Below are 11,770 nucleotides of genomic sequence, written 5' to 3' on the forward strand. Positions count from 1 at the left end.
GATGTACCCGAATTTAGTCAGTTGTCTGGGATCACAATAGTATGGAATACTCAGGGCAAGCTTTAAAACATTCACGTAAAGCCAAAGGGGATGAACAGAATGACAAGAAAAGGGAGTCTAAAGAAGTTGATGGGTTTGGCACTTACAGCAGTAATGGGTGTCTCACTACTTGCGGGGTGCGGATCTTCAGACAACAAATCAGCAGAAGGCGGAGCAGCTGGTGATGGAAAACGCGTCACATTAAAGGTGGAGCTTTTCGACCGTGGTAAAACGCCTTCCCAGTACACGATCTCAAACAACTTTATCTCTCAAATGATTCAAAAGAACTTTGGTGATCCGAACAACATTGACGTACAATTCGTACCTGTTCAACGTTCTGAGGAAGTAACCAAGCTGAATGTCCTGATGGCTAGTGCTTCGGACGTTCCGGATATTGTCTTCGTTTATGACTCCAGCGTGTTTTACCGCTATGCACAACAAGGCGGTTTGACAGATGTAGGTGATCTGATTAATCAGTATGGACCGAATCTGAAAAAGTTTTTGGGCGAAGATACATTAAAGTTCGGTCAGGTGGAAGGACAGCAGTTCGCGATTCCGGGTAAACGTGCGATTACTGCTAGATACAGTTCCTTCATTCGTCAAGATTGGTTAGATAAGCTGGGAATGCCAACACCTAAAACAACTGATGAGTTGTATAACACCTTGAAAGCATTCAAAGAAAAAGATCCTGGCCAGATGGGAAGCCAAAACATTCCTATGGGTTTTGCTCTTGCACCAGCTTCCTATGAACCACTGATCTATTCTTTCATCAAGCCAATCGCTGGGGATAAAACATATTCTCAACGTTATGAATTACCTCTGCATGAAGGATTCAAAGAATCTATGCAGTTCCTGAATAAGCTTTACAACGAAGGCCTGATCAGTAAAGATTTCAGTTTGGATAAAGACAAAACGCAGCTCGGAAAAGACGTTTCTAACGGTAATGTTGGTTTCTTCTCGGAAGACGTAGACTCGATCTTCTGGCCAGAAGCTTCTTATGACCTGTTGAAAACAAACAAACCGGACAGCAACCTGATTCCGGCTGATGTGTACACCAATTCGAACGCTGACGGAAAACATATCAAGTCCCGTTATGGATCCAATGGTATGTACATCATGATTCCTAAGAGCAGCGAACGTGCGGCAGAAGCCATTAAATATCTGGATTGGATGGCATCCGGCAAAAACCTGACTGACATCTATGATGGTGTGGAAGGCGAGAACTATGATCTGGTAGACGGCATTCCAGTTACTAAAGCAGACGCTACTCAAGAAGCAAAAGACCGTTTGTTTAACGCAGGTGATACAGCTATCATCTCGAACGGTAAAAACCTGGGTGATCAAGCCATGAATGAAAAAGCATGGATTATGGGTTTCCCACCAGCCAATCAGGAAGTTTTGAAAAAGGCGCTTGAAGTTGCAAACACAGATACTGTTGGACCAATTGTCTTCAGTAAGCCAATTCAGGCAGAGATGAAGTACAGCACCGCACTGACAGACAAATTGGACGTTATTATCGTAAAAACAGCTATGGCAAAACCAGCCGATTTCGACTCAGTCTTTGAAAAAGAAATGGCTGATTACATGTCCCTGGGTGGAACAGAGCTGAAAAAAGAGTTGGAAGCTGCTGAACAATAAGATCGACATGAACTATATGTGAATCGAAGGGTTTCGATGAGGCCTGTGCCGTCGCTTTAGGCGGCGGCATAGCGTTTCTTCGTTTGTGAGGAGGAGAGAGAGACATGACCACATACTTGAAGAGATACTGGCAGCTGTATGCGTTAATTTCATTGCCCCTTATTTACTTTATCATTTTCCGTTATGGACCGATGTATGGTGTGCAGATCGCGTTTAAAGACTTTAACTTGTTCCAAGGGATTAACGGTAGTGAGTGGATCGGCTTCGATGCTTTTCGTGAGGTATTCGCAATGCCGGATTTCTACACTACATTACGCAACACATTTATGCTGAATTTTCTTGATCTGATCGTTTCATTCCCTGCTCCAATTATTCTGGCGATTATGCTCTATGAGGTGCGATTCAAATGGTTTAAGAAAGTTTCACAGACCATTCTGTACATTCCTCACTTTATCTCTTGGGTTATCATCGGGGGGATTGTATACCAGTTGTTCGGTAATCAATCCGGTATGGTAAACGGAATACTGGAGAGTCTAGGCCTGAATTCTATCCCATTTTTGACAGAAAAAAATCCATGGCTTGTTACCTACTTGTTTACAGGTGTGTGGCAAAGCGCTGGGTGGGGAACCATTCTATATCTGGCTGCATTAACCGGTGTGAACAAGGAATTGTTCGAAGCAGCTGAGATCGATGGCGCAACGCGGCTGAAGAGAATTTGGCATATTACACTGCCAAGCATTAAACCAACGATTGTAACCTTGCTTATCCTTAATCTTGGAAATATGGTCAGCATCGGTTTTGACCGGCCTTTCGTTATTGGTAATACGGCTGTTCGTGAATATTCCGATGTACTTAGTACCTTCGTATATAGAATGGGTATACAATCCGGGCAGTATACACTTGCAACGGTTGTAGGCTTATTCCAGGCGGTTGTTGGACTGATCTTTGTCCTCGGTTCCAACTATATCTCGAAGAAAACGACGGGAGAAGGTATTCTTTAAACTCACAAAAGCAATAAGATGTATGCCCTTCGGCTTGTTGTATATAGACCATTAGTAAAGGAGTTGTGCGCAGATGAGTGACCGCACCTCGAATCGTATTTTCGATATTGTTAATGTCACCTTTATTACTTTGTTTGTCATATTCTGTCTTGCTCCGTTTCTGCATACCATTGCCATATCCATGAGTTCGAACCGGGCCATTACATCAGGTGAAGTAACGATCTTCCCGAAAGAGTTCACCTGGGATGCATATGGTCAAGTATTTTCAGATAGTTCCATGATATATTCACTAGGATTTACTACACTCCTTACAGTTGCAACGACGTTACTCTGTATGTTGTTCACCATTGCTGCAGCATATCCATTAACAAAGAAAAAGTTGAAAGGCCGCAAGCTGTTTATGTACATCATTATCATTACGATGTTCTTCAGCGGCGGGATTATTCCCGAGTATTTGTTGATTCGTGATCTTCATTTGCTGAACTCGGTATGGGCATTGATTTTACCTGGATTGGTGAGTCCATTTAACCTGATTATCCTGATTTCTTTCTTCCGCGGAATACCGGACAGCCTAGAAGAGTCTGCCGAGATCGATGGAAGCTCTCATGTGCACACACTCTTTAAAATTATTTTGCCACTGTCTCTGCCTGTGCTTGCTACACTATCTCTTTTTTATGCGGTTGGACGCTGGAATGGCTTCCAGGATTCCCTGATGTACATTAACGATCCGAAACTATATCCATTGCAACTGAAGCTTTATCAGATGGTACAAAACAACATGGTAAGTGAGCTTACATTGCTGGAGGGTGCGAACCGTACAAGATTAACACCAGAAAGTCTCAAAGCTGCTACGGTTGTTTTTGCAACAGTACCGATCCTGCTTGTATATCCTTGGTTGCAAAAGTATTTTGTTAGTGGCGCAATGCAAGGAGCGGTTAAAGGTTAATTGGTAGTCCCCATTCACGCAAACATCACAACCGGGGAAGGAGAAGGAATGTATTATGCAGGGAATTGACAAGGGAGAATACTCATTCTCGACATGCTGGAATATCAGGAGACATCCTGTAGGAGAAGACATGATTCGGGAAATTGCAGGACTCGGCTTTCGCCGGGTGGAGCTTAACTATAACGTAACGAAGGAAATGCTGACTACAATCGAGCCGATGATTGAGCGCGGAGAGATTGGGGTGTCTAGTGTACACAACACATTTCCCCATAATCCCGATCCTGATTACGGAACCGATTCTGTGCTGCTCGGCTTTGAAGATGAAGTCAAGCGCAAGCGGGCCATTGATCTGCTAGTTGGATCGGCTGAATATGCTCATCGTTATGGAGGGGAAGCTGTCGTTGTGCATCCAGGTGAGGTACCTTTCCCACATGATATCAGCAAGGATCTGGAGAAGCTGTACCGCGAGGAAGGGACGGATTCGCCGCAATATCGCAGCAAATGGGCAGAGCTAATGGAACGGCGCGAAGCTCTGAGTGCAGGTTATATTGAGAAAATTATCATCAGTCTGGATGAGGTTTGTAACCGGGCGGTGTCCAAAGGACTGAATGTCCGTTTTGGGATCGAGACTCGCTCCAGACCGCAACAAATTCCTACACTTGCCGAAGCGAAGACGATCATCCAGGCTCTTAAAGGAGCCCCGGTAGGCATCTGGTACGATACAGGTCATGCGATTATGATGGATCGATTGGGACTGTACGACAGTGTCGGTGAGATGGAGGGGCTCATGGATGACATCGTAGGGGTTCATATCCATGAAACACTGGGATTATCCGATCACTGGTGTCCATACGTTCATAGTAAGGATATGCACTTCTATGATGCATATCTCCCCATGATCCGTAAAGCGCAGGTGAAGGTATATGAACTGAAGTCAGCCTGTGAACCGGAAGCGATTCACGAAAGTCATGATCTGCTAATGCAGAAACTTGAGAGTTTAGAAGCATAGATAGACAAGATGATAAGATCGGTTGGCTTGGGCTGTTAGAGCGCACAGCCTGCTGATCTTATCTTTTGAATAGGACTAGATTTGTATGGATTGACGTTATTGAATGGATGGGATGGAGGGGGAATGTAGATGTATAGACAAATGGTAGAAAGCAATGACAGAGCTACTGAACGAGGTATAGAGCGGCAGGTGCTTGATTCGGAAAGTCGTTACTACGGTGGAACAATTGATCCTTTTTCTGGTGTGGCTTGGGTTAACCATACGACGGGAACACCTACAGATATGTGTTTTTGGGGAGCTGCTCTCTCTAATCCAGACTCAACGTATTATCGTGACGAGACTCTGTTAGAGAGACTTCGGCTAGCGAGTGAGTTTGTATTACGTCATCAACACAGTGATGGATCGATATCACCTGGCTGGACAAACTATCACTCCCCGCCAGACACTGCTTTTGTTGTCGTAGGATATTCGCAGTTATATCAACTTTTGAACCAACAGGATTGGGCGCCACTGAAGCCTGTATTGGATAATATGCGATTGTTCCTGGAACGGACGATTCCAGTCATGTTAACGGGAGGCTGTCACACACCAAATCATCGCTGGGTGTTGTGTGCCGCACTTGGTTTTCTGCATGAGATCTTTGGTATAGAGGAAGCGGTGCAACGTGCGGAGCAATGGCTAGCTGAAGGGATTGATATTACTCCTGACGGGGAGTGGACGGAGCGCAGCAACGGAATTTACAATGCGGTGAGTGATATTATGCTGATTCATGCTGCACGTTTGTTGAATCGCCCTGAACTGCTGGAGCCGGTACGATTGAACCTCCGGATGATGGTATATCTCGTGCACCCTACCGGTGAAATTGTGACTGATTATTCGGGCCGTCAGGATCTGGGCAGTAAACATGGCTTGTCTTCATATTATTTGCCCTATGCGATTATGGCCAAACTGGATCAAGATCCGATCTTTGCAGGTATGGCTGCTTGGGCAGACAGCGATTTGACAGATCCAGGCGTGTGTTCGGTGAATGCGCTCGTACGATTGTTGCTGGAGCCTGAGCTTCAACAGACTACTGGAACAAGGGATGAGGTACCGAGTCAATATGAAGTGATGCTCAATGAGCATTTTGGACGGGAACGTTATGTGAGCCAAATGGAGAACGTAGGCCATTATGGACGAATCTCGCACAGCCGCATGCATACGGATTTTGGTGCTCCTGTTGCCCGAATCCGTGATGGAGAGACCAGTGTAACTGTCATGACAGAGGTAGCCCCGTTTTTTGCGCTTCGCCACGGTGAGGTACGTCTGCTCGCGGTTCAGTTAGCGTCTTACTTCAACCCCGGATATGTACCGATGCAAAATATGACGCGTCTGCCTCAGGGATATCGATTGACTGGGGAACAGAAGAAAGGCTATTACGGGCCTGTTCCTTCGGCTGATCTACCAGCCACAGCTTCTTCATCCATCAGTCCGTGGTATTTGCTTCCTCATCAGACTCGTACACTTACACATGAGCAGACATTCCGTGTTGGTGCAGAGGTACTTCAGACAGATCGTGGCTGGACGCTGCATCTGACTGGTGAGGAACCACAGGACATCATGATGCAATTATCCTTTGTATTTGGAAGTGAAGGAGAACTTAGCTGTGAGGATGGCATAGAAACCAGTGATGGAAGCATTCTGTGGAAAGGCGGCAAGCTTCGTTATAGTTGCGGAGAAGATTGGCTTGAGATTGATGGAGGCGAGATGGGACATCTGGCGGCAACGGTGCGTGAAGCCAAAATGCCTGAGAATTGCAAAATTGTACTGGTTAATTTCATGACTCCCTTCAATAAAACGCTGAATATAACCCTTTCTCCGTCAATAGTATGATGAGAAATCTCACTAAACTTCTTAGCTAAGTATTTATAGAATTAAGTAAACAGCGTGTACCGATATTCATCCGGTGCACGCTGTTTATGCTTTCTTGAATCTCTTTGTGGTAATAAATGGTATTATATGTTATTAATTTAGTTGTTCTAACGCAGTTTCAATTGCCTCCGTCATTAATGGGTGGTCGTTGCTGTTACTCCAGTAAATGATGAGAATATTTTCTTTTTCGTATGGGAAAGGGAACGTTGAAGAATTAATATTTCCTGTAACGCCACTGAATTCTTTAGCCCCTTTTAAACGATCCTTTTCTGAATTGAATATATAGAAATGGATAAATTCTTCGGTATTATTGTTTTCTTCTGAGCCTGGCAACTTAACGGAGTACACTTCCGGTATAACATCATTTAATTTCATAGGATATCCGGTAATGCCATAAGGCTCTAATTCTAAATTTTGCGATTTATGTACATCGAGCACATCATCCAAATTTAACTTCTTTTCATTATCTCTGGAACATCCGACTAAGGCAACGAAGCACATGATAATCATGATTAAGAGCAAATTTGTCTTTGTAATATTCATATGAATTCCCTCTCCTTGGATAATTTCTGCTTATTTTCGTCATAGACACAATTTATGTTGATTTTCAATGTGTAAAACTGAGTTAATGTGATGTATTAGGTGATATATTTGGGAAATTATATAAAATTAGCATTACAGTAAAAAGATAAACTTATTTTACCACAAACAATTCATACCATATAAATTCCCTTAAATGGAGAGTGTCATAGATGGTGTGGAATTTATCTATCTATGAAGCTCCTTACCGATGGTATTTCACTCATAATCGGGATGAAATGCCATCTGAATTATTTGTATTTTTTTCATAAACGACATGAAACTACATATAGCGAAGAGCGCCTAAAGATGTGGTATACTGAAGAGTATGAATGAAAACAAAGAGGAGGTGCCTTGCGAGATGAAGGGCAAGCTAGTGCGGACCGAGGGTCACCTTGCCAATATTATACCGATTCACTTGGATGCTTCTTTCTTTTTTGAAAGAGCTGTCCGCTCGCTGGACCGTAATCATGTCGACAAGGCATTGAAATATTTTCGCAAAGCTGTTGAGTACGAGCCGGAAAATCCGGTGAATCATTGTAATATGGCGGGTATATTATCAGAAAAGGGAGACTATAAAGCTTCCAATGCCATTCTGGCTCATGTGCTGGATGTGGTTGACCCGTCGATGACGGAATGTTATTTCTATATGGCAAACAATTATGCCAACATGGATCAATTTGAGGAAGCCGAGCGGGCGTTGGTCACCTATTTAGAGGAAGACACGCAGGGGCAGTTCATGACGGAAGCAGAAGAGATGATGGAGCTTTTGTATTATGAGCTGGATCGGCCAGCCAAATTAAATCGAATCAAGTCACGCCAGGGGGTTGTGGAGCACGATCAGGCACGTGAGTTGCTGGAAGAAGGGAAGTTTGCCCAAGCTGCAGAACTGCTTGAAGGTATGACGCCCGATTATCCGGATTATCTTGCTGCCCGTAACAATCTTGCTCTCGCCTATTATTATATGGGACTGTTCTCCAAAGCGAAAGAGACTATTGCTGAAGTGCTGGAACAAGAACCAGGCAATTTGCACGCACTATGCAATCTGGCGATCTTTTATCAAAATGAGAATCGGACAGACCAAGTGCTGTTGTTGATTAAAAAACTGCGCGCGATCGTGCCATTCCAGCACGAACAGGTGTACAAGCTCGCTACGACGATGGGCATTTTAGGCCAGCATGACGCAGCCTACATCCATTTCCGCCGCTTACTCAAGGTTGAAGAGACAGCTGCCGATCCGGCACTGGCGCATTACGCAGCAGTAGCAGCTTTCAACACAGAACGGTATGACATCGCAAAGCGGCTGTGGCATCACGTGAACAAGCTTGACCCAGGTTCTGAAGTGGCTCGTTATTATTTGGACGGCCTTGAAGCGGTAATTCAAGGTGTGCAGGAGCCGAGTAAGTTAAGCTATCACTACCATCTTCCTTTTGACGAGCAGTTCAAGCAATGGGAGGATTACGGTAATGGCATTCCGGAAGAGATGAAAAATGATCCACTGATTCGCTCATCGTTCTTCTGGGCTTTACGTCATGGAGATCAGGCAACCAAGCTGCAGGTTATTCATGCGCTTGGCATGATTGGGGATTATGAGGTGCAGCAGGCCTTGCAATTGTTCATTGATGAACCTGGTGAAGAGCCTGCCCTGGTCAAGGCGGCGCAAGCCGTTTTACATGATCTGCAAAGGGTTGAACATCCTGAATTGAACGCTAAAGTTTCTCAACCACTTACCCCGGAGGCGGAGGCGTTAAAGACCGTACCTAAGGTGAGTAAGAAGGAAATTACAGGGATTCGACTCGGAAAAGAGACATCCCCCCATTGGCAGGCTGTTGTTGATCGTGCGCTCCAGATGTCAGAAGCGAGAGCCGAACTACAGCAAGAGATGGAGCGGATCTGGACAGATTATGTCTCCAGGGTTCGGCCCGATCTGTCTGGTTCCAAACAGATTGAAGGATGGGCTGCAGGACTAGAGTATCTGGCATCCAAAAACCGTAGCCGTCCCGTTACGTATCAGAGTATTGCCGAACGTTACGGCATATCTGCATCTACCGTCAGCAAATATGCGAGGCAGCTCATTCAGATCTGTAGTGTAACTCCGCCAAACAGCTAAAATTCAGAGGATAGACTCAGTAAATACGTTGCAATTCAAGCTGGAAGCATGGTTGTCTCTAAGAGAAGGATACATTAACCGGGAAAACGGGTAAACTTAACGAATAGGTCTCAAAATGCCTGTAAATATCATCTTGGCAAGTTATTCGCGACCATTACACATCTCAACCTGATGAAGGAGGCTGTATCTATATGTCTAAATACAGAACGATTGTGATCGGAACGGGGCCTGCGGGTCTGACAGCTGCGATATACCTGGCTCGTGCGAATCTGAATCCGTTGGTGATTGAAGGTCTGCAGCCGGGCGGGCAGTTGACAACGACTACAGAAGTTGAGAATTTCCCGGGTTTCCCGCAAGGTATCATGGGGCCTGAGTTAATGGACAACATGCGTAAGCAAGCAGAGCGTTTTGGCGCTGAATTCAAGAATGGATGGGTGGAAGAGGTTGATTTCAGTAAGCAACCTTTTAAAGTAAGTGTGGGCGGTATCGGCGAGTTGGAAGCAGACTCCATCATTATCTCCACAGGTGCTTCGGCTCGTTATCTCGGTATTCCGGGCGAGCAAGAGAACGTAGGACGGGGAGTAAGTACATGTGCAACATGTGACGGATTTTTCTTCCGCGGCAAAAAGATCGTTGTGGTGGGCGGCGGCGATTCCGCCATGGAAGAAGCGAGCTTTTTGACTCGTTTTGCCACGGACGTTACACTGGTTCACCGCCGGGATGAGTTGCGTGCATCTAAGATTATGCAGGATCGTGCTCGCAGCAACGAAAAGGTAAAGTGGGCTTTGAACCGTACACCGCTTGAAGTTGTGCCTGAAGCGATGGGTGTCAAAGGGTTGAAGGTGCGCAACAATGAAACCGGTCAGGAAGAGTTGCTCGAAGCAGATGGGGTGTTCGTTGCCATCGGGCACACGCCAAATACCGGATTCCTTGGCAATGCCATTAAGCTTGATGAGCATGGATATATTGTGGTTAAGCCGGGCACAACCGAAACAAATATTCCAGGTGTCTTTGCTTGTGGTGATGTTCAGGATACAAAATATCGTCAGGCGATCACAGCGGCAGGATCGGGCTGTATGGCGGCGATGGACTGTGAAAAGTTCCTGGAGGGAAGCATTGTGCACGACTGGAGCGAGACATTGGATAAGTAATAAGCATGACCGCCATATGTTATGGAATGAATTAGCATAAGAGACAACGGGAAGTCTCATGAATTGAGAGAAGCCGGAGGGCTTCTCTTTTTTGAAACGATGGTGGGCATGGTTTCGTATACATAAGGGGTAAATTAGTTGTGAGGTGAAGGTGTTGGGGGAAATGATAAAAGAGTGGCTTCAGAATGCGACAGTTAGGCGTTTTTTGATCCTGCTGTTGTTCTGTTTAATTTTGTTCAGTATGGGGAGTATGCTTCATATGATCCTGCTGTTGTTCCTGGTGACTTACGTCATGAACAGGCTACAGCATCTCATCACAAGAGGTTTGAATCGATTTTTTCCGATCAATTATAAAGTTGTGGTCATTCTGCTGTATATGATCGTGATTGCCGGGATTGTGCTCGGGATATCCAGATATTCACCGCGGATTGTGGATCAGGTTGTACAGTTAACCAACGAGATTATGAAGTTTCTCGATACGGCGGATGGTGATAATTTTGCCTCCAAGATCGCAGGTTATCTGCAGTCCTTTGATATTAAAAATTATACCAACGAAGCACTGAAATACATCTTTGCCTTAAGCAAATGGCTTGAATTCATCCTGCTGGTTATTATTTTGAGCTTGTTCTTCCTGTTGCAGAAAAAAGAAATCTATAAATTCACGTCCAAGTTCAAAACAAGTAAAATCGGTTGGTTCTATAATGAAGTGGCATACCTGGGCGACAAATTTGTATCCTCTTTTGGTAAAGTCATTGAAGCGCAGCTGCTAATTGCCGTATTTAATACGGTGCTGACGATGCTCGGATTGTGGATCTTAGGTTACCCTTACCTATTCGCGTTAACAATTATGGTCTTCCTGCTCAGTCTGGTGCCTGTTGCAGGGGTTATGATCTCCCTTGTGCCGCTCTGTCTGATCGGGTATCAAATGGGCGGATTGCAGATGGCCATCATCGTGATCGTTATGATCATCATTATTCATGCGCTGGAAACATACTTCCTGAATCCGAAGCTCATGGCGCACAAGACCAAGTTACCGATGTTTTACACCTTTATCGTTCTAATTTTGTCGCAACATTTTCTCGGCATCTGGGGCTTGATTATTGGTATTCCAATCTTTGTCTTCATGCTGGACATTCTGGATGTAAACAAGATGGAGAAGACTGAGGAGCCTGTGCGAGTAGAGACCAAGCTTTAACTGATTTTTAAGAAGTTCGCCGAATGGTTGGTAAAAAAGAATAAACGCCTCCAGTATTTCGCTGGAAGGCGTTTTTTGTCATTCCTCTGCTCTTGAGATGGGTATCTCAGGGGTTTAGTAATCATTGTTATGATTATCAGATGACCATTGTCATTTTGTATGAATGGAACGAGGGATAATGAAATATCATG

General features: G+C 44.8%; 9 protein-coding genes. 8 read left to right on the forward strand and 1 reads right to left on the reverse strand.

Annotated features, from left to right (window positions below; all coding sequences use genetic code 11):
* Window positions 1-90: 90 nt before the first annotated feature.
* The 5 genes from M3629_RS23990 (at window position 91) to M3629_RS24010 (ending at window position 6,505) form a co-directional block, all read left to right on the forward strand.
* On the forward strand, window positions 91-1,677 hold the full coding sequence (locus M3629_RS23990; protein WP_435368264.1) for an extracellular solute-binding protein: 1,587 nt from the start codon (window positions 91-93) through the stop codon (window positions 1,675-1,677).
* A 104-nt stretch (window positions 1,678-1,781) separates the two neighbouring features.
* Complete coding sequence (locus M3629_RS23995) at window positions 1,782-2,678, forward strand: ABC transporter permease (protein ID WP_251510938.1); 897 nt, start codon at window positions 1,782-1,784, stop codon at window positions 2,676-2,678.
* A 73-nt stretch (window positions 2,679-2,751) separates the two neighbouring features.
* Window positions 2,752-3,624 (forward strand): carbohydrate ABC transporter permease, encoded by an 873-nt coding sequence (locus M3629_RS24000; RefSeq protein WP_251510939.1) that lies wholly within the window; start codon window positions 2,752-2,754, stop codon window positions 3,622-3,624.
* Between the two features lie 55 nt (window positions 3,625-3,679).
* A complete protein-coding gene (locus M3629_RS24005) occupies window positions 3,680-4,633 on the forward strand; it encodes a sugar phosphate isomerase/epimerase family protein (RefSeq protein WP_251510940.1) in 954 nt (317 codons plus the stop codon).
* Window positions 4,634-4,762: 129 nt separating this feature from the next.
* Entirely contained in the window at window positions 4,763-6,505 is a 1,743-nt protein-coding gene (locus tag M3629_RS24010; protein WP_251510941.1) for a hypothetical protein, read from the forward strand.
* 132 nt (window positions 6,506-6,637) lie between these two features.
* On the opposite strand, the gene M3629_RS24015 is transcribed toward M3629_RS24010, so the two are convergent.
* Window positions 6,638-7,087 carry a hypothetical protein gene (locus tag M3629_RS24015; protein WP_251510943.1) on the reverse strand — a complete coding sequence of 150 codons (450 nt, stop codon included), beginning with the start codon at window positions 7,085-7,087 and terminating at the stop codon, window positions 6,638-6,640.
* 397 nt (window positions 7,088-7,484) lie between these two features.
* On the opposite strand from M3629_RS24015, the gene M3629_RS24020 reads away from it, so the two are divergent.
* The 3 genes from M3629_RS24020 to M3629_RS24030 all read left to right on the forward strand — a co-directional run bounded on the left by M3629_RS24020 (window position 7,485) and on the right by M3629_RS24030 (window position 11,579).
* A complete protein-coding gene (locus tag M3629_RS24020) occupies window positions 7,485-9,233 on the forward strand; it encodes a tetratricopeptide repeat protein (RefSeq protein ID WP_251510945.1) in 1,749 nt (582 codons plus the stop codon).
* A 191-nt stretch (window positions 9,234-9,424) separates the two neighbouring features.
* Window positions 9,425-10,384, forward strand: a complete 960-nt coding sequence (gene trxB / locus M3629_RS24025) for a thioredoxin-disulfide reductase (RefSeq protein ID WP_251510946.1) — start codon at window positions 9,425-9,427, stop codon at window positions 10,382-10,384.
* Between the two features lie 163 nt (window positions 10,385-10,547).
* Window positions 10,548-11,579 carry an AI-2E family transporter gene (locus M3629_RS24030; RefSeq protein WP_251510947.1) on the forward strand — a complete coding sequence of 344 codons (1,032 nt, stop codon included), beginning with the start codon at window positions 10,548-10,550 and terminating at the stop codon, window positions 11,577-11,579.
* The last annotated feature ends 191 nt before the right edge of the window (window positions 11,580-11,770 follow it).

Origin of the sequence: Paenibacillus polysaccharolyticus, from assembly GCF_023714295.1 — a bacterium.
Classification (GTDB): domain Bacteria; phylum Bacillota; class Bacilli; order Paenibacillales; family Paenibacillaceae; genus Paenibacillus; species Paenibacillus polysaccharolyticus_A.

Excerpts from the sequence above, each read along its gene's own strand:
- M3629_RS23990 (WP_435368264.1), top strand. The coding sequence starts at position 91 with ATGAACAGAATGACAAGAAAAGGGAGTCTAAAGAAGTTGATGGGTTTG.
- M3629_RS23995 (WP_251510938.1), top strand. The coding sequence starts at position 1,782 with ATGACCACATACTTGAAGAGATACTGGCAGCTGTATGCGTTAATTTCA.
- M3629_RS24000 (WP_251510939.1), top strand. The coding sequence starts at position 2,752 with ATGAGTGACCGCACCTCGAATCGTATTTTCGATATTGTTAATGTCACC.
- M3629_RS24005 (WP_251510940.1), top strand. The coding sequence starts at position 3,680 with ATGCAGGGAATTGACAAGGGAGAATACTCATTCTCGACATGCTGGAAT.
- M3629_RS24010 (WP_251510941.1), top strand. The coding sequence starts at position 4,763 with ATGTATAGACAAATGGTAGAAAGCAATGACAGAGCTACTGAACGAGGT.
- M3629_RS24015 (WP_251510943.1), bottom strand. The coding sequence starts at position 7,087 with ATGAATATTACAAAGACAAATTTGCTCTTAATCATGATTATCATGTGC.
- M3629_RS24020 (WP_251510945.1), top strand. The coding sequence starts at position 7,485 with ATGAAGGGCAAGCTAGTGCGGACCGAGGGTCACCTTGCCAATATTATA.
- trxB (WP_251510946.1), top strand. The coding sequence starts at position 9,425 with ATGTCTAAATACAGAACGATTGTGATCGGAACGGGGCCTGCGGGTCTG.
- M3629_RS24030 (WP_251510947.1), top strand. The coding sequence starts at position 10,548 with ATGATAAAAGAGTGGCTTCAGAATGCGACAGTTAGGCGTTTTTTGATC.